Genomic DNA, 16,059 nt, shown 5'->3' with positions numbered 1-16,059 from the left:
GACAGAGGACTGCAAGCCTTCGCACGGCAGCGCTGCCGATCCCGCGAGACAATCCTTCGGTGGGAGTTGAAAGCCTGTCTCCGGGATCCCGGATCGCGTCCGTCCTTGCCACGGCCTCGCGCATCGCACGACGCCCGATGGTGCGCGAGGGATTCCGCGACGCGATGCCGATGGCCATCGGCATCGCGGCCTGGGGACTCGTCGCCGGCGTGGCCATGGCCAAGAGCGGCATGGGCGTCGTGCTGGCGATCCTGATGGCGGTGACCGTCTACGCCGGCTCCGCCCAGATCGCGGCCTTGCCCCTGATCGCCGCCGGCGCCCCGATGTGGGTGGTGTGGGCCACCGCCGCCTGCGTCAGCCTGCGGTTCGTGGCGTTCAGCTTTCACTACCGGCCCTACTTCGCCCACCTGCCGCGCGGCCGGCGCATTCTGCTCAGCTACTTCATGGGCGACACGAACTTCGCCCTGTTCGTGCGCCGCTTCCAGGCGCCGGTGGCGGAGCACGCGCACGTGGACTACTTCCTGGGCAGCGCCCTGACCACCTACGTGGTGTGGCAGGTCTCCATCATCACCGGCATCGTCGCGGGCCACGCGATCCCGGCGGAATGGGGCATCGGCTTCGCCGGAACCATGGCCCTGCTGGCGCTGACGTGCACGCAGCTGCGCAGCCCGTCCACCTCGGTGGCCGCCGTGGTCGCCGCATGCGCCGCGGTCGCGGCGTACGGACTTCCGCTGCGGCTGAACATCGTCGTGGCGATCTCGTCGGCGGTCGCCACCGTCGCCCTGGTGCGGCACGCGCGATCCGCACTCAAGGGGACGACCGCATGAGCGCGTTCGAAGTCTTCCTCACGACCATCGGCATGGCCGCGGTCACGCTGGTGTGCCGTGCCTTCTTCATGCTGCCCAAGGGCGACCTGCCGATGCCCAGCTGGCTGCGCGAGGGCCTGCATTACGCACCGATCGCCGCGCTGGCCGCGGTGGTCGCGCCGGAACTGGTGATGACGCAGGGCCACCTGATCGACACCTGGCGCGACGCGCGCATCTTCGGTGGCCTCGCCGGGCTGGCCTACTTCGGGTGGCGGCACAGCCTGTTCGGCACCATCGTGTGCGGCACGGGCGTGATGCTGGCGCTGAAGTTCGGGCTGGGCTGGTAGCGGCCCGGCCCGGCGGCCGCTCACGCGGCGACGGCGGCGCGGATCTCCCGCGTGACCTGGAGGAAGCGGTCGACGTCGCCGAACGTGTAGCAGTGCAGCGGCGACACGCGCACGGCGCCATCCAGGCCGAGCGAATTGAGCATGCGGCCCGAATAGATGCTGGAGGCGATGCGCTCGTAGACGATGACGCCGCGTTTCTCGTACTCGCGCACGGCCTGCGTGTAGTCCAGGCCGTCGATGGCGATGGCGATGATCAGGTCACGCCTGGGCAGGTCGTCGTGGTCCAGCAGCACCTTCACACCGGGGATGTGGCGCAGGCCCGGGGCCGCGGCCGATCCTTCCAGCAGGCGCGCCAGCAGCGCCCGCTCGTGCAGGCCGATGCGTTCCATGCCGCGCACGAACAGCGCGCGCCGGTCCTGGGCGTCGCTGAAGCGGCCGCCGATCCAGCAGACGTAGTTGACGATCTCGGTCATCACCGCGAACTGCCACGGCGCCGCGCTGCCCAGGTCCCAGAAGCCTGCCGGCTTGCCGGCGAGGCGGTGGTGCGGCAGCACCGCGGCGCGGTCGGACAGCCAGGAGAAGCCCGAGCCGCGGCAACCGAAGAACTTGTACGGCGCGATGTTGATGCCGTCCACCGGCGTCTTCTGCAGGTCGATCAGGCCGTGCGGCGCGTGCTGCACGGCGTCGACGATCACGTACAGGCCGGGCTTCTTCGTCCGCGCGCGTCGCACCACTTCTTCCAGGTCCAGCTTGGCGCCGGAAATGTTGGAGGCGTAGATCACGACCAGCACGCAGGTGCGCTCGTCGACGCGCTTGACGATCTCCTCGACGTCGATGCCGCCGGTGGCGCGGTTGCTGGGCGCGACGCGCAGTTCCTTGCCGAGCTTCTGCGCGTAATGCGCCGCCGCGTCGTACGACGACGGATGCTCCAGCACCGTGGTGACGATGTTGTCGCCGGGCACGTTCTCGGCCACCGCGCGCACCATCTCGAACATCGCGCCCGAGGCAGTGAGCGACGCGTGCACGGTGCCGCCCTGGGCGTTGAGCAGCAGGCGCACGTCGTCGACGCCGCGCTCCTGCACCTGCTTCAGCCAGGCCGCGACTTCGTGGATGCGCTCGGCGCTGTCCGGCACCGAATCCACCTTCGCGACGGCTTCCACGGCCGCCTTCAGGCGCAGCGAGCCGCCGGCGTTCTCGAAGAACAGCCGTTCGCGCCCCATGAAGTCATGGTCCACGTGGAGGAAGCGGTCCTTGATCTGCCGCGAGAGCTCGGCAGGGAAAGCCTCGCCGGGGTCGGCGAAGGGAGGGGTCTTGGTCGTTTCGTTGGGCATGGAAATGTCGGCCAGGCTGGCTGGCCCCGGTCGGTCAATGCGAGCGCAGGTCGGTCAGGAAGCGGCGGACCCGCTCGCTCTGGGGGTTCTCGAAGAAGGCGGACGGCGTGCCGGTCTCGACGATGCGGCCGTGGTCCATGAACAGCACGCGGTCGGCCACCTCGCGCGCGAAGCCCATCTCGTGGGTCACGCAGATCATGGTCATGCCGTCCCGCGCCAGGGACTTCATCACCTGCAGCACCTCGCCCACCATCTCGGGGTCGAGCGCGCTGGTGGGCTCGTCGAACAGCATCGCCGGCGGGTCCATCGCCAGCGCACGGGCGATGGCCACGCGCTGCTGCTGCCCGCCCGACAGCTGTCCGGGATAGGCCTCCGCCTTGGCGCCCAGGCCCACGCGGGCCAGCAGCTGCTGCGCGCGGTCGCGCGCCTGCGCCTTGGTCCGCCCCAGCACCAGGGTGGGCGCCAGCATGATGTTGTCGGCCACCGACAGGTGCGGGAACAGGTTGAAGCTCTGGAACACGAAGCCGACGCGGGCGCGGAACTTGTTGACGTCTAGCGACGGCGCATGCACGTCCTGGCCATCGAACAGGATGCGGCCCTGCTGGATCTCCTCCAGCCGGTTCACGGTGCGGATCAGGGTGGACTTGCCGGATCCCGACGGGCCGCACACGACGACCACTTCGCCCCTGGCCACGGTGGCATCGATGCCCTGCAGCGCGTGGTAGCTGCCGTACCACTTGTTCACGCCTTCGAACTGGATCATGGGTGTCCTCATTCCGCGATGGCGGCGATCGGCGGCGGCACCGCCGGTGCCGCGCCCGCCGCCGCCAGGCCCGCGCGCCTGCGCGCCACGCGCCGCTCGAGCAGCCGTGCCACCTGCGTGAGCGAGAAGCAGAGCACGAAGTAGATGACCGCCAGCACCGCGTAGACCGGGAACGGCTTGGTGAGCAGCGTGCTGTTCACCTGGCTGGCCGAGAACGTCAGCTCGTTGACGCTGATCACGTAGCCCAGCGAGGTCTCCTTGATGGTGGAGACGAACTGGCTGAGCATGGTCGGGACCATGTTGTAGATCGCCTGCGGCAGCACCACCTTGCGCATCGCCTGCATGTAGGTCAGGCCGACCGCGCGGGCCGCCTCCATCTGGCCCTGCGGCAGCGACTCGATCCCGGCCCGCACGATCTCGGCGAGGTAAGCCGCTTCGTAGAGGACCAGCGTGGCCAGCATGGTGCTGAAGCCGCTGACCGGCCGGCCCACGAGCACGGGCAGGAAGAAGTAGACCCAGAAAATCAGCATGATCAGCGGCAGGCCGCGCATCACGTAGACCAGGGCCGTGGCCGGCCAGTACAGCAGCCGGAAGCGGCTGACGCGTGCCAGCGCCAGGGCCACGCCGAGAGGGAACGCCAGCGCGATGCCCAGGATCGCCAGGATGCAGGTCAGCGCCAGGCCGCCGAGCGGCCCGTTCGGGTACTGGCCCACCAGCAGCAGCAGGCCGTAGTCGTTGAGGATGGTCGCGATGTCGCCCATGGCTCACCTCGCGGCCAGGCGCAGGCGGCGCTCCGCCAGGCTGCCCAGGGCCATGATCAGCAGCGAGATGCCGAGATAGACGACGGTGGCGAACAGGTAGGTCTCCACTGTCCTGAACGTCCGGCTCTCCAGCTCGCGCGTGGCGTAGGTGAGCTCCGCGACGCCGATGGTCATCGCCAGCGACGTGTTCTTGAACAGCAGCACCGTGTGGTTGATCAGCGTCGGCAGCGAGATCCGGAACGCCTGCGGGAACACCACGTGGCGGAACGACTGCAGGAACGTGAGGCCCAGCGCGCGGGCCGCCTCGACCTGCGACGTGGGGATCGCGCGGATGCCGCCGCGCAGGCTCTCCGACATGTAGGCCGACGTGGCGAGACCGACGGAGATGGTCGCGAACGCGAACTCGCCGCCATGCTGGTTCAGCCAGATCTGCGCAGCGCCGGGCAGCAGCGTCGAGATGCCGAAGTACCAGAGGAAGATCTGCACCAGCATCGGCACGTTCTGGTGGTACTCGACCCAGCCGGCGACCGCGGACTGCGCAACGCGGCTGCGCGTCATGCGGACCAGCGCCAGGAACGTGCCCAGCACCATCGCGAGGATCCACGCCAGCGCCGTGAGCTCCAGCATCAGCACGATGCCGTGCAGCAGCATCTGCGGGGCGTCCTCCCGCAGCAGCACCGAGAAGTCGAGCGCCGGCATGGAATCCCGCGGCCTGCGTCAGCCCTTGATCGGCTCGATCCTGAAGGTGCGCTGCAGGTTGTACGTCGTGCCGGTACCGAGGTACTTGTCGAAGATCTTCTTCGCCTCGCCCGACTTCTCCATGCCGGAGAGCACGTCGTTCACCTGCTTGATCAGCGCGGTCTCTTCCTTGCGCATGCCGATGCCCCAGGGCTCGACGAACAGCGGCGGCTGCAGGATGTCGATCGGCACCGGGCTGTTCTCCGCGTCGTGCTTCCACTTCACCAGCGTCAGCTCGGACAGCACCACGCCGTCCACCTTGCCCTGCTGCAGGGCGACGAAGAGCGCCGGCGCATCCTGGAAGGTGACGGTGGTGACGTTCGGGATGTACTTGCGGGCACCGGCCTCGGACGTCGAGCCCTTGGGCGCGGCGACCCGCTTACCCGAGAGGTCAGCCGGCGTCTTGTACTTGTCGGCGCGACGGGCCGTGACCATCTGGTTGCTCACGAAGTAGCTGTCGCTGTAGGCGATCTGCTGCGCGCGCTCGGGCGTCCAGCCCAGGTTGGCGGCGAGCACGTCGACGCGGCCCTGCATCAGTTCCGGAATGCGCGCGGCCACGGAGATCAGCTTCAGTTCCAGCTTGACGCCCAGGGCCTTCGCGATCGCGCCGCAGAAGTCCACGTCGTAGCCCTGCGTCTCGCGCGTCTGCGGGTTGGGGAAGCTGAAGGGCTCCGCGTTACCGAGCGTGCCGCACACCAGCGTGCCCTTCTGCTTGATGTCGGCCAGCTGGTCGGCGCGGGCGAGCTGGGTGCCGAACAGCGCCGACACGGCGATGCCGAAGGAGATCAGGGAGAGCTTGCGCATGGGTCGTTTCCTCGGTGACGTGGGAGTGGGTCAGGGCCTGCACGGCCCGACGCATTCTTCGCCGCTCGCAAGCCGAAAAAAAGCGATATTTCGGACTCGGTCGACGCGAAGAAAAGCGATACATTGCGGGTTGTCCCCAAGGGAGCCCGGCGTCGTGATGACCTTCAAGCAGCTCGAAGCCATCTACTGGGTGGCACGGCTGGGCGGCTTCGCCCAGGCCGCCGCCAGGCTGCACACGACGCAGTCCGCGATCTCCAAGCGGATCCAGGAACTCGAGTCGCTGTTCCACACGCCGCTGTTCGACCGCACGCTGCGCACCGCGCGCCTGACCGACAAGGGCGAGGAGATGTTTGCCGTCGCGCAGCGCCTGCTGGGGCAGCGCGATGCGGCGGTCGAGCAGTTCCAGCGGCCCGAGGTGATCGAGCGCCGCCTGCGCCTGGGCGTGACCGAGCTCACCGCGATGACCTGGCTTCCCCGCCTGGTGCAGCGCATCGAGGCGTTCTACCCGAAGGTCGTGATCGAGCCCGACGTCGACACCAGCGTCACGCTGCGCGACAAGCTGCTGGCGGACGAACTGGACATCGTCATCGTGCCGGACGCGTTCGAGGATCCGCGCTGCGAGGCCCGCCGCGTCGGCGAGCTGGAGATGGCGTGGATGTGCAAGCCGGGCATGGTGGACACGGCCAGGCCCTTGCGCATGCACGAGCTCGCGCGCTATCGCCTGCTCACGCAGAGCAGCAAGTCGGGCGTGGGGATCGTGGTCGATCGCTGGATCGGCGCGCAGGGCATGAAGCTGCCGGTCTCGGTGACCAGCAACAACATGCTGGCCCTGATCTCGATGACCGTCTCGGGGCTGGGCGTCACCTACCTGCCCTGGCGCTGCCTGCAACCCATGATCGACAGCGGCATGCTGGCCACCATCAAGGTGACGCCGGCATTGCCCGTGACGCGCTATGTGGCCCTGTATCGCAGCGACCAGCGCAGCACGCTGGTGGCCTCGGTCACCATGCTGGCCCAGGAGAGTTGCGACTTCACGCGCATGTTCCAGACCGAAGCGCTGCAGCCGGCGTCACCCGACGCGCAACCGGCGCCGGCCAAGGGAAGACGCCGCTGAAGGATCAGGAGCCGGCGGCGTCGGCCAGCGGATACAGCTCGCGGTTCTCGCGCGAGATGCGCTGCGTGAGCGCGGCGAACACCGCGCGCGTCTCCTCCGCGAAGCCCTCGGGATTGGCGCGGATGTCCGAGACCTGCCACTTGCCGTTGTAGGCCGCGAAGGCGCCGCCCAGGCCGCCCATCTCGGTCATGAACTGCTGGGCCATGGTCTTCACCTTTGGGTCTTCGGCGCCCAGCAGGCGCGGGTACAGCGCCTGGTCCTCCATCGCGAGATGGAAGCTCAGCTTGCCGGCAAGGTTCGACAGCAGCTTGCGCAGCGCAGCGGGATCGGGTTGCCCGCGCATCTGCTCGGTCATCTCCTTGGCGATCTGCAGGATCTCGTTGTGCTGCCCGCGGAACTTGTCGGTGAATCCCATGGCGTGTCTCCTCTATGTGCAACCGACTGTAAGGTCGATCGACCATGAGGGACCTGACCGTGCTGCCCGCCTAGCCAGCGGCCCGTGACCGCTCGTCGCGCCGGCGCAGCCTGCGTGACAGCGCGCGGGCGATCGCGGGTCCGGTCGCCATCACGAACAGCATGCGCAGCACCTGCATCGTCATCACGAAGGGCACGTCCACCGGCGTGGAGGCGGCGATGATGGCCACGGTGTCGGCACCGCCCGGACTGGTGGCCAGATAGGCCGTCAGCGGATCCACGTGCGCCCAGTGGGCCAGCGCCCAGCCGAAGCAGCCGCACAGCGCGATGAGCGTGAAGATCGCCGCCAGCACCTTGGGCGCCGAGCGCACGGTGGCGACGAGCACCTCGCGGTTGAAGCGCGAGCCGATCACCCAGCCCACGAAGGCATAGGCGATGGCCAGCGCGAGCGGGGGCAGCTCGATGCGCACGCCGCCGAAGTCCTGCAGCGCGACGCCACCGAAGATGGGGACCAGCAGCGCGCCGGCCGGAAGGCGCAGGCGCACGCCCAGCACCGCCCCACCGAGCGCAAGCACCAGCGTGATGGCCACGTTGCTCCAGCTCGCGGGCGCGACGAACAGCGACGGGGCCGCGACCGCATGGAAGGTGGTGGCCGGCAGCGGCCCGTGCCCGATCCACCAGTGCGCGACCAGCGACGCCGTGAACGACACGCACACGACGCGCAGGTACTGCATGAACGCGACCAGCCGGACATCGGCGCCGTGCGCTTCCGCCATGATCATCATGGCCGAGGCCGCGCCTGGCGCCGAGCCCCAGATGGCGGTGTCAGCGGGGAAGGCCCGCCAGCGCGACAGCATCCAGCCCAGCCCGTTGGCCAGCACGGTGACCACCAGCACCCCGGCGACGAACACCGTCGCGTGATCGGAGAGCGTGGTCATGATCGATCCCGGCACGCCACGCGCGATCAAGGCGCCGATCACGCCTTGGGCAGCCACGAAGGCCTTGCGCGGCACCAGCAGGTTGGCGCCGCGCAGCGACATCGCGATGGCGGCCAGCATGGGCCCGAGCAGCCGGCCGGCCGGAAGTCCGATGGTGTCGAAGGCCGCGGAGAGGACGATCGAGAGCGCGATCAGCGCGGCCCACTGCCAGTGCTGGCGGGTGAGCCCGGGGTGTTCTCGTGAAGGCATGGATGCTGGCCGCGATTATCGGCGGCCAGCACCCATGCCCTGTCGGCGAATGAAGCGGACCTGCGAGCACAATCGCTGTCCATGGGCAAGGTCATCCAGCCCGCCGACCTGGGCTTCTTCTCCACCCTCGTGCAGTGCGGCAGCCTCACCGCCGCCGCGCGCGAACTGGGCATCACGACGCCCGCCGTCAGCAAGCGCCTGACGCAGATCGAGGCCCGCGTCGGCACCGCGCTGGTCACCCGCACCACGCGCCGCATGGGCCTCACGCCCGAGGGCGAGGTCTACCTCGAGAACGCCCGCAAGATCCTGGGCGAGATCGAGGACATGGAGCACCAGCTGGTGGGCCTGAAGGAAGCCCCGCAGGGAACGCTGCGGGTCAACACCACGCTGGGATTCGGTCGCACCCACATCGCGCCACTGCTCTCGCAGTTCGTGCGCAAGCACCCGAAGCTGGACGTGCAGCTGCAGCTGTCCGTCAACCCGCCGCCCCTGAGCGACGACAGCTTCGACGTGTGCTTCCGGTTCGGGCACCCGCCCGACTCGCGCGCCATCGCGCGCTTCATCGCGCACCACCGGCGGATCGTGGTGGCGTCGCCCGCCTACCTGAAGAAGCACGGCACGCCGGTCGCGCCGCGCGACCTGGTCCGGCACAACTGCATCGGCATCCGCCAGGGCAACGAGGCCTATGGCCAGTGGCGGTTCACGGCCGTGCGCGGACCGCGCACCGGAGCCGCGAATTCCGAAACCGTGAAGGTGCGCGGCAACCTGACCACCAACGACGGCGGCATCGCCGTGAACTGGGCGCTGGAAGGGCACGGCGTCCTGCTGCGGGCCGAATGGGACGTGGAGCGCTACGTCTCCACCGGCCGGCTCGTGCAGGTGCTCGCCGGCTATGCGAGCCCCGAAGCCGACATCTACGCCGTCTTCGGCCAGCAGCACCGCTCGAACGTGCGCATCCGCGCGCTGCTCGATTTCGTCACCGAGGCCTTCCATGCGGAGCAGCACAAGAGCGGTCCCGGCGCGGCAACCGGCGCGCACAAGACGGCGCAGTGATCCGGGCAGCGAGACGCGTTCAGGACAGGGGGCGGATCACCCTGCAGCGGTTCCACGGCTCGACGTCCACACGCCCGAGCTGCCGCGTCGATGGCTGCCCAGCAGGTGGGTGTCGACAATGCCGACCGCTTCCATCAGCGCGAACATCGTCGTCGGTCCCACGAAGACGAACCCGTGTTTCCTCAAGGCCTTGCTCAAGGCGACGGACTCGGGCGACGAGGTGGGGATGTCGGCCATCGTGCGCGGCTGCGGCGTCTGCGCCGGCTTGAAGGACCAGACGAGGTGCGCGAGGCCGCCGGCCTGGCGCAAGGCGATCGTGGCGCGCGCATTGCCGATCGTCGCCAGGATCTTGGGGCGGTTGCGCACGATGCCCGCGTCGCCCATCAGCCGCTCGACATGCGTCTGCGTGAAGCGGGCGACCTTGTCCGGATGGAAGTCGTCGAACGCCGCCCGGAACGCGTCACGCTTGCGCAGGATGGTGGCCCATGACAGTCCCGACTGGAATGCCTCCAGGCTGAGCCTCTCGAACAGGCCGCGCTCGTCGCGGACGGGCATGCCCCATTCACGGTCGTAGTACTCGCGCAGCAGCGTGTCCGAGGCGGCCCACGGCGGCCGCAGGAGCCCGTCGTCGCCCCTGACCAGCGAGTCCCGCCTGGCCGGCACCGTCAGGTCGTCATCTTCTCCACGTCGCGCGCTCACGGCAGCGGCTTGCCGTCCACGTCGATCTTCTTCACCTCGCCGAGGTTCAGCGCGCGGATCGAAGGCTCGATCTTTGCCAGGTCGCCGACCACCACCCACGTGATGCGCTTCGGGTCGACCAGCTTCTTCGCCAGCGCCTCCACGGTTTGCGGCGTGGCAGCCAGCGCCTTGTCGGCGAAGGTGGCGTAGTAGTCCATCGGCAGGCCGTAGCCGACGATGGTGCGGTAGGCGCCCGCGACCTGGGCCGAGGTCTCGAAGTTGCCGGGCAGCTTGAGCGTCTGCCGCTCCTGCGCCTGGTGCAGCTCCTGCGGCGACAGCGGCTGGGCGCCGGCGATGCGCGCGTATTCGTTGGCCAGCTCCTTGATCGATTCGGCGGTCTTGTCGGTCTGCACCGGCGCCACCACGAGGTACGGACGCTCGCCGCGCGCGTTCTCCAGGATCGAGAAGCTGCCGTACGACCAGTGCTTGTCCTCGCGCAGGTTCATGTTCACGCGCGAGCTGAAGGAGCCGGCGAACGCGTCGTTCAGCACCAGCGTCTGCACGTCCTGCGGACCGCCGCGCGGCGGCACGAGGTCCGCGCCGACCACGATGCTTTGCAGCGCGCCGGGACGGTCGACCAGGTAGACCGTCGAGGCCGCGGCCTGCGGCGGATCGGACAGCACCTTTTTCGGCACCTCGCCGGCCTTCCAGCCCGCGAACAGCGACTCCAGCTGCGGCTTGATCTGCGCCATCGTGGTGTCGCCCACCACCAGCAGCGTGGCGTTGTTCGGCTTGAACCAGGTGTCGTGGTACTTCGCGACGTCGCCCACCGTCATCTGCGAGACCGCTGCCTCGGTGCCGCTGCCGGTGATGGGCACGGCGTACGGGTGGCCGGCCGGGTACAGCAGCGGCGGCACCACGCGCAGGGCCATGAGGTGGGGCGTCACCTTCTCGCGCTGGATGGCCGCGAGCCGGTCACGCTGCAGGCGCTGGAAGTCGGCGGGCCGGAACGCGGGATTGAGCACCAGGTCGGCGAACACCGGCAGGCCCTGCGGCAGCGCGGCCTTCAGCACGTTGAAGTTGAGCGTGGACCAGTCGAGCGAGCCCTGCGCGTTGAAGGTGGCGCCGATCGCCTCGAGGTCGCGCGCGAGCTTCAGCGCATCGCGCGTCTTCGTGCCCTCCTCCATCATGCGCAGCGAGAGGCTCGCCACGCCGGGCGCCTGCGGCCTGTCGGCGGCGAAGCCGCTGTCCACCATCAGCGAGAGGTTGACGACCGGCACTTCGTGGCGCTCGGCCAGCAGCACCTTCAGCCCGTTGGCCAGCGTTGCCTGCTGCAGCGGCGGCAGCACCAGCTTCTGCGGCTCGCCCAGCGCTGGCGCCTTCGAGCGGTCGAGCGCGGCGCCGGCCTTGAGCGCCGGCGGGTACGGCGATATGGCCAGCACCAGGTCGCCATCGGACAACCACGTCGCGGCCGCCTGGCGCACCGAGGCGGGCGTGGCGTCCTTCACTCCCTGCAGGTGGCGCTTGTAGCAATCGGGATCGCCGACGAAGGTCTGGCAGCGCGCGAGGATGTCTGCCTTGCCGCCGAAGCCCCCGATGCGCTCCACGCCCCGCACCGCGCCGGCCAGGATGCGGGTCTTGGCCAGCTGCAGTTCCTCGGCGGTGGGGCCGTCCTTGAGGAAGCGGCGCAGCTCCTCGTCGGCGGCGTGCTCCAGCTTCGCGAGATCGACGCCCGGCTTGGCCGTCGCCGAGATCTCGAAGCTGCCCGCGATCTCCATGGTGTCGTTGCCGGCGCTGACCGACGTGGCGAGCTGGTCGCGGTAGACCAGCCGCTCGTACAGGCGCGAGGCCTTGCCGCCGGCGAGCACCTCCGCCGCCAGGTCCAGCAGCGGCTCCTCCGGTGCGCCGAACTGCGGCACGTTCCAGCTGCGGAACACGCGCGCCTGCGGCACGCGGTCCTGCGCCTCGACGCGGTGGCTGCCGGTGCGCTTGGCGATCCAGGTCTCCTGCCGCGAAAGCGGCGGGCCGGGCGGGATGCCGCCGAAATACTTCTCGACCTTCTGGCGCGCGACCTCGGGCGTGATGTCGCCCGCGATCACCAGCACGGTGTTGTTGGGGCCGTAATTGGTCTTGAACCACTCCTGCACGTCGGTCATGCTGGCCGCGTCGAGGTCGGCCATCGAGCCGATCACGGTCCAGGAGTAGGGGTGCCCCTTGGGCCAGCTGTTCTCGACCTGCAGTTCCTCGGCGATGCCGTACGGCTGGTTCTCGCGCTGGCGCTTCTCGTTCTGCACCACGCCGCGCTGCAGGTCCAGCTTCTTCTGGTCCAGCACCGGCAGCAGCGCCGCCATGCGATCGCTCTCGGCAAACAGGGCGTAGTCGAGCATCGACGTCGGCACGTTCTCGAAGTAGTTGGTGCGGTCGCTGTTGGTCGTGCCGTTCATCGAGGTGGCGCCGATGCGCTCCATCGCGGTGATGAACACCTCGTTGAAGTTCTGGCTGCCGCTGAACATCAGGTGCTCGAACAGGTGGGCAAAGCCGGTCTTGCCCGGCTTCTCGTTCTTGGAGCCCACGTGGTACCAGGTGTCGATGGCCACCACCGGCGTCTTGTGATCCTCGTGCACCAGCACCGTGAGGCCGTTGCCGAGGACGAACTTCGTGTACGGGATCTGCGGGATGGGAATGTCCACCGCCGCGGGACGCACCGGCGCCGTCGTGCGGGCGGGTGCCTTGGCTGCTGCGGATCTGGAGGCAGGTTGCTGCTGCGCGATCGCGGGCAGCAGCGCCAGGCAGGCGGCGGCGGCCAGCAGGCGGACGGGGAAGCGAGGCATCGGAAGCTCCGGACGGGCGAAAGGCGCGAAGGATGCGGGCGCCCGCACGGGCTGTCAATCGGGAAGCTCCGCGAGTCTGCGGGCGCCGGTGCGCCGCGCGGCGTCGCCGGGCGGCAGCATCCATTCAGCGTTCGTTCATTGCCCCCGCGCACCATGCATGCACCAACCAAGGAGCCACTCATGCAACGCCTCTTCTCCGCCAAGCCTGTCCTCGCCATCGCCGTCGCGCTCGGCAGCCTCGCCGCCGCGTCGGGAGCGCATGCGGGCGTCATCTCCAACGCGGTCGTCTCCGTGTCCGTGGGAGCGCCGGTGCGCCATGTGCAGCCGGCACCGCTGTACGTGCAACCTGCACCGGCCTATGCGCAGCCGCGCATGGTCCAGGCGCCGCACCACCGCTACGAGTCCCGCGGCCCGTGGGGCGACGCCGACCGTGACGGTATTCCGAACCGCTACGACCGCCACGACGATCGCCGCGTGGCGTACCGCGGCGGCTGGGGCGACGCCGACCGCGACGGCGTGCCGAACCGCTACGACCGCGCGCCGTACAACCCGTACCGTCGCTGATCGACGCTCAGGCCGGGCCCTTCTTCTCGGACCACAGCACGCCGCCCGTGGCCCAGTCGCTCGGCTTGACGTCGAACAGCAGCACGTCCACCGACTCGGGCTTGCTGCCGAGGGTGTCGACGCAGGCCTGCGTCAGGGCGGCGACGAACTTGCGCTTCTGCTCGGGGGTGCGGCCTTCGAACAGGTCGACACGGATGGTGGGCATGGGTGACTCCTTCTGGATCGGGGCACGCATGCTAAGGCACGCAGCCGGGGCGGACAGGCCCCGTGCTGCCTAGAATCCGCCGCGTGGGGACGACCCCACCGGAGCATCGACGGGGACGGCCCCACACCTGGGGTTCCACATGTCCTGGATCGTTCTCGTCATCGCCGGCTTCCTCGAAGTCGGCTGGGCCATCGGCCTGAAATACACCGAAGGGTTCACGCGGCCCTGGCCGAGCGTCGCGACGGCGGCGGCCATGCTCGGCAGCATCGGGCTGCTGGGCCTCGCCATGAAGGAACTGCCGGTGGGCACGGCCTACGCGGTGTGGACCGGCATCGGCGCGGTCGGTACAGCCCTGCTCGGCATCGCGCTCCTCGGCGAGCCCGCGACTGCGGGTCGGCTCGCCTGCCTCGCGCTCATCGTCGCTGGCATCATCGGCCTCAAGGTGTTCACGCCCGCCTGAGGGCAAGGAGGAACCACATGCGCATCGGCATCATGGGCTCGGGCGGCCTCGGCGGCTATTTCGGCGCCAAGCTCGCGGCCGCCGGCTCGGACGTGCACTTCATCGCCCGCGGCCGTCACCTGGAGGCCATGCGCAGCGACGGCCTGCGCATTGAAGGCCCGGAACCCCTGCACGTGCCCAAGGTGCAGGCGACGGGCCGCCCCGCCGACGTCGGTCCGGTCGACGTCGCGATGCTGTGCGTGAAGCTGTGGGACACCGCGCAGGCGATCGAGCAGATGCGCCCCATGGTCGGCCCGGACACCGCCGTCGTCTCGTTCCAGAACGGCGTGCTCAAGGACACCTACCTGCGCGAGGCGTTCGACGCGCGACAGCTGATCGGCGGGGTCGGCTACGTGGCCACCACCATCGAATCGCCGGGCGTGATCCGCCAGACCGGGCCCATGCAGCGGCTGCTGTTCGGCGAATTCGACGGTTCGCGCTCGCCGCGCGGAGAAGCGCTGCTGGCGGCATGCCAGGCCGCCGGCATCAACGCCGAGCTGTCGCCCGCGATCCTGCGCGAGATCTGGCTGAAGTACGTGTTCCTCGTCGGGCTGTCGGGCACCACGACCACCACGCGCCACCGGATCGGCGCGATCCGCGCCAACCCGCAGACGCGCGCCTTCCTCACCGACGTGATGCGGGAAGTGATCGCGGTCGCGCAGGCGCACGGCGTGCCGCTGACCGACGACGACCTGAAGGCCGCGCTCGTGCGCGCCGACAGCGTGTCGCCGGACATGACGTCGTCGATGCACCATGACCTGGAGCGCGGCAACCCGCTCGAGGTCCGGTGGCTGTCGGGCGGCGTCGTGGAGCTCGGTCGCGCCAAGGGCGTGCCCACGCCGATGAATCGCGCGATCAGCGACATCCTCGCGCTGCAGGCCGCAGGGACGCGCACTGGCTGAACTGCCGTTGGCTCCCGGGTCGAGCCCGCCGCGCGGCAAGTGGCCCGAGCCGCCGCTGAAAGTCAGGCCGCCGGGCCGGGCACGAACACGTCGCTGAAGAAGTGGTGCGGATCGAGGCCGCGCTCGTCCACGCAGGCCTTGCGCACGGCGGCCACCATCGCTGGCGAGCCGCAGCAGTAGACCTCGTGGCCGGCCAGTGCCTCGAACTGCTGGCGCACCGCATCGTCCACGCGCCCGTGGAAGCCTTCGAGCGCCTGCGCGTCGGCCCCGTCCTCCAGCGCCGGCAGGAAGCGAAAGCCGGGCAGCAGCTTCTTCCATCGGTCCACGGCGGAGAGCAGGTACAGCCCCGCGCGATTGCGCCCGCCCCAGACCAGCGTCACTGGCCGCTTCACACCCTTCTTCACCAGGTCGTCCAGCAGCGACTTCACCGGCGCGAAGCCCGTGCCGCCGACCACGCAGAGCATCGGCGCGGTCGACTCCTCCTTCAGCTCGAAATTCCCGAACGGCAGTTCGACCTGCAGCGTGTCACCCGCCTTCAGGTGCGGGACGAGCCGCGTGAACTGCCCGCCGGCCACGTGGCGGATGTGCAGCTGCAGCCCGTCGCTCTCGTGCGGCGGATTGGCCATCGAGTACGACCGGCGCGTCCCGTCCGGCAAGGCCACCTGCAGGTACTGCCCGGCCTTGAACTTCGCCCGCTGCCCGGCGGGGAGCCGCAGCTGCAGCACGCTGACGTCGTCGGCGGCCAGCGTGTTGCGGAACACCTTGGCGGCGAAGGTCTTGCGCGCGGCCGGATCGAAGCGATGCCAGGCCTCCGGAACGATCTCCAGGTCGCTCAGCGGCCGGCACTGGCAATAGAGGTGCTGCCCTGCCGGCTTCGCTTCGCTCGGGGGGCTGTCCACCTGCCCTGCGGCGACCGCACCCGCGCAGTTGCCGCACACGCCCTTGCGGCACGAATAGGGCATCTCGATGCCGGCCTTGAGCGCGGCGTCCAGCACGTTCTGCCCCGCGTCGCACGGGAAATGCTGGTCCGTTCCGGCGATGCGGATCTCGTAAGCCATGGGT

Annotated in this window: 18 protein-coding genes; 7 read left to right on the top strand and 11 right to left on the bottom strand. The window is 69.5% G+C overall.

Annotated features, from left to right (window positions below; genetic code table 11):
- The first annotated feature begins 59 nt into the window (after positions 1-59).
- Both ACPWT1_RS12155 and ACPWT1_RS12150 read left to right on the top strand, forming a co-directional pair.
- Positions 60-827: an AzlC family ABC transporter permease gene (locus tag ACPWT1_RS12155; protein ID WP_427911445.1), complete on the top strand. Its 768-nt coding sequence runs from the start codon at positions 60-62 to the stop codon at positions 825-827.
- A complete protein-coding gene (locus tag ACPWT1_RS12150; protein ID WP_427911444.1) occupies positions 824-1,153 on the top strand; it encodes an AzlD domain-containing protein in 330 nt (109 codons plus the stop codon). The genes ACPWT1_RS12155 and ACPWT1_RS12150 overlap by 4 nt, the downstream gene beginning before the upstream one ends.
- Before the next feature lie 20 nt (positions 1,154-1,173).
- On the opposite strand, the gene ACPWT1_RS12145 is transcribed toward ACPWT1_RS12150, so the two are convergent.
- The 5 genes from ACPWT1_RS12145 to ACPWT1_RS12125 are packed head-to-tail and all read right to left on the bottom strand — an operon-like array spanning position 1,174 to position 5,550.
- The gene (locus tag ACPWT1_RS12145; RefSeq protein ID WP_427911443.1) at positions 1,174-2,484 is read right to left on the bottom strand and encodes an aminotransferase class V-fold PLP-dependent enzyme; all 1,311 of its coding nucleotides are present in this window, start codon (positions 2,482-2,484) and stop codon (positions 1,174-1,176) included.
- A gap of 34 nt (positions 2,485-2,518) precedes the next feature.
- A complete protein-coding gene (locus tag ACPWT1_RS12140; protein WP_427911442.1) occupies positions 2,519-3,247 on the bottom strand; it encodes an amino acid ABC transporter ATP-binding protein in 729 nt (242 codons plus the stop codon).
- Positions 3,248-3,255: 8 nt separating this feature from the next.
- The gene (locus tag ACPWT1_RS12135) at positions 3,256-4,008 is read right to left on the bottom strand and encodes an amino acid ABC transporter permease (protein WP_427911441.1); all 753 of its coding nucleotides are present in this window, start codon (positions 4,006-4,008) and stop codon (positions 3,256-3,258) included.
- A 3-nt stretch (positions 4,009-4,011) separates the two neighbouring features.
- Positions 4,012-4,707: an amino acid ABC transporter permease gene (locus ACPWT1_RS12130; protein WP_427911440.1), complete on the bottom strand. Its 696-nt coding sequence runs from the start codon at positions 4,705-4,707 to the stop codon at positions 4,012-4,014.
- Positions 4,708-4,725: 18 nt separating this feature from the next.
- Positions 4,726-5,550, bottom strand: coding sequence for an ABC transporter substrate-binding protein (locus tag ACPWT1_RS12125; RefSeq protein ID WP_427911439.1), 825 nt, complete (start codon positions 5,548-5,550; stop codon positions 4,726-4,728).
- Between the two features lie 157 nt (positions 5,551-5,707).
- On the opposite strand from ACPWT1_RS12125, the gene ACPWT1_RS12120 reads away from it, so the two are divergent.
- Entirely contained in the window at positions 5,708-6,664 is a 957-nt protein-coding gene (locus ACPWT1_RS12120) for a LysR family transcriptional regulator (RefSeq protein ID WP_427911438.1), read from the top strand.
- Between the two features lie 4 nt (positions 6,665-6,668).
- On the opposite strand, the gene ACPWT1_RS12115 is transcribed toward ACPWT1_RS12120, so the two are convergent.
- Both ACPWT1_RS12115 and ACPWT1_RS12110 read right to left on the bottom strand, forming a co-directional pair.
- Complete coding sequence (locus ACPWT1_RS12115) at positions 6,669-7,079, bottom strand: hemerythrin domain-containing protein (protein WP_427911437.1); 411 nt, start codon at positions 7,077-7,079, stop codon at positions 6,669-6,671.
- A gap of 70 nt (positions 7,080-7,149) precedes the next feature.
- Entirely contained in the window at positions 7,150-8,265 is a 1,116-nt protein-coding gene (locus ACPWT1_RS12110; protein WP_427911436.1) for an AbrB family transcriptional regulator, read from the bottom strand.
- A gap of 81 nt (positions 8,266-8,346) precedes the next feature.
- Between ACPWT1_RS12110 and ACPWT1_RS12105 the strand changes: the two genes are divergently transcribed.
- Positions 8,347-9,318, top strand: coding sequence for a LysR family transcriptional regulator (locus ACPWT1_RS12105; protein WP_427911435.1), 972 nt, complete (start codon positions 8,347-8,349; stop codon positions 9,316-9,318).
- Between the two features lie 36 nt (positions 9,319-9,354).
- On the opposite strand, the gene ACPWT1_RS12100 is transcribed toward ACPWT1_RS12105, so the two are convergent.
- Both ACPWT1_RS12100 and ACPWT1_RS12095 read right to left on the bottom strand, forming a co-directional pair.
- Positions 9,355-10,017 (bottom strand): DNA-3-methyladenine glycosylase I, encoded by a 663-nt coding sequence (locus ACPWT1_RS12100; RefSeq protein ID WP_427911434.1) that lies wholly within the window; start codon positions 10,015-10,017, stop codon positions 9,355-9,357.
- Positions 10,014-12,827: a M16 family metallopeptidase gene (locus ACPWT1_RS12095; protein WP_427911433.1), complete on the bottom strand. Its 2,814-nt coding sequence runs from the start codon at positions 12,825-12,827 to the stop codon at positions 10,014-10,016. The genes ACPWT1_RS12100 and ACPWT1_RS12095 overlap by 4 nt, the downstream gene beginning before the upstream one ends.
- Before the next feature lie 180 nt (positions 12,828-13,007).
- Here ACPWT1_RS12095 and ACPWT1_RS12090 point away from each other — a divergent pair, with 180 nt between their 5' ends.
- Positions 13,008-13,391: a hypothetical protein gene (locus tag ACPWT1_RS12090; protein WP_427911432.1), complete on the top strand. Its 384-nt coding sequence runs from the start codon at positions 13,008-13,010 to the stop codon at positions 13,389-13,391.
- A 7-nt stretch (positions 13,392-13,398) separates the two neighbouring features.
- Here ACPWT1_RS12090 and ACPWT1_RS12085 read toward each other — a convergent pair whose 3' ends face one another.
- Positions 13,399-13,626: a 4-oxalocrotonate tautomerase gene (locus tag ACPWT1_RS12085; protein ID WP_427911431.1), complete on the bottom strand. Its 228-nt coding sequence runs from the start codon at positions 13,624-13,626 to the stop codon at positions 13,399-13,401.
- A gap of 109 nt (positions 13,627-13,735) precedes the next feature.
- Between ACPWT1_RS12085 and sugE the strand changes: the two genes are divergently transcribed.
- Both sugE and ACPWT1_RS12075 read left to right on the top strand, forming a co-directional pair.
- A complete protein-coding gene (sugE, locus tag ACPWT1_RS12080; RefSeq protein WP_427911430.1) occupies positions 13,736-14,056 on the top strand; it encodes a quaternary ammonium compound efflux SMR transporter SugE in 321 nt (106 codons plus the stop codon).
- Between the two features lie 17 nt (positions 14,057-14,073).
- A complete protein-coding gene (locus ACPWT1_RS12075) occupies positions 14,074-14,997 on the top strand; it encodes a ketopantoate reductase family protein (RefSeq protein WP_427911429.1) in 924 nt (307 codons plus the stop codon).
- A gap of 62 nt (positions 14,998-15,059) precedes the next feature.
- Here the strand turns inward: ACPWT1_RS12075 and ACPWT1_RS12070 are convergent, their stop codons facing one another.
- The gene (locus ACPWT1_RS12070; RefSeq protein ID WP_427911428.1) at positions 15,060-16,055 is read right to left on the bottom strand and encodes a 2Fe-2S iron-sulfur cluster-binding protein; all 996 of its coding nucleotides are present in this window, start codon (positions 16,053-16,055) and stop codon (positions 15,060-15,062) included.
- Between the last annotated feature and the right edge of the window lie 4 nt (positions 16,056-16,059).

This window comes from Ramlibacter sp. MMS24-I3-19, assembly GCF_050320135.1.
GTDB lineage: Bacteria > Pseudomonadota > Gammaproteobacteria > Burkholderiales > Burkholderiaceae_C > Ramlibacter.
This window is presented reverse-complemented; position numbering and strand designations above follow the sequence as displayed.

Coding starts and splice junctions, on each gene's coding strand:
- ACPWT1_RS12150 (WP_427911444.1), top strand. CDS start 824: ATGAGCGCGTTCGAAGTCTTCCTCACGACCATCGGCATGGCCGCGGTC.
- ACPWT1_RS12145 (WP_427911443.1), bottom strand. CDS start 2,484: ATGCCCAACGAAACGACCAAGACCCCTCCCTTCGCCGACCCCGGCGAG.
- ACPWT1_RS12140 (WP_427911442.1), bottom strand. CDS start 3,247: ATGATCCAGTTCGAAGGCGTGAACAAGTGGTACGGCAGCTACCACGCG.
- ACPWT1_RS12135 (WP_427911441.1), bottom strand. CDS start 4,008: ATGGGCGACATCGCGACCATCCTCAACGACTACGGCCTGCTGCTGCTG.
- ACPWT1_RS12130 (WP_427911440.1), bottom strand. CDS start 4,707: ATGCCGGCGCTCGACTTCTCGGTGCTGCTGCGGGAGGACGCCCCGCAG.
- ACPWT1_RS12125 (WP_427911439.1), bottom strand. CDS start 5,550: ATGCGCAAGCTCTCCCTGATCTCCTTCGGCATCGCCGTGTCGGCGCTG.
- ACPWT1_RS12120 (WP_427911438.1), top strand. CDS start 5,708: ATGACCTTCAAGCAGCTCGAAGCCATCTACTGGGTGGCACGGCTGGGC.
- ACPWT1_RS12115 (WP_427911437.1), bottom strand. CDS start 7,079: ATGGGATTCACCGACAAGTTCCGCGGGCAGCACAACGAGATCCTGCAG.
- ACPWT1_RS12110 (WP_427911436.1), bottom strand. CDS start 8,265: ATGCCTTCACGAGAACACCCCGGGCTCACCCGCCAGCACTGGCAGTGG.
- ACPWT1_RS12105 (WP_427911435.1), top strand. CDS start 8,347: ATGGGCAAGGTCATCCAGCCCGCCGACCTGGGCTTCTTCTCCACCCTC.
- ACPWT1_RS12095 (WP_427911433.1), bottom strand. CDS start 12,827: ATGCCTCGCTTCCCCGTCCGCCTGCTGGCCGCCGCCGCCTGCCTGGCG.
- ACPWT1_RS12090 (WP_427911432.1), top strand. CDS start 13,008: ATGCAACGCCTCTTCTCCGCCAAGCCTGTCCTCGCCATCGCCGTCGCG.
- ACPWT1_RS12085 (WP_427911431.1), bottom strand. CDS start 13,626: ATGCGTGCCCCGATCCAGAAGGAGTCACCCATGCCCACCATCCGTGTC.
- sugE (WP_427911430.1), top strand. CDS start 13,736: ATGTCCTGGATCGTTCTCGTCATCGCCGGCTTCCTCGAAGTCGGCTGG.
- ACPWT1_RS12075 (WP_427911429.1), top strand. CDS start 14,074: ATGCGCATCGGCATCATGGGCTCGGGCGGCCTCGGCGGCTATTTCGGC.
- ACPWT1_RS12070 (WP_427911428.1), bottom strand. CDS start 16,055: ATGGCTTACGAGATCCGCATCGCCGGAACGGACCAGCATTTCCCGTGC.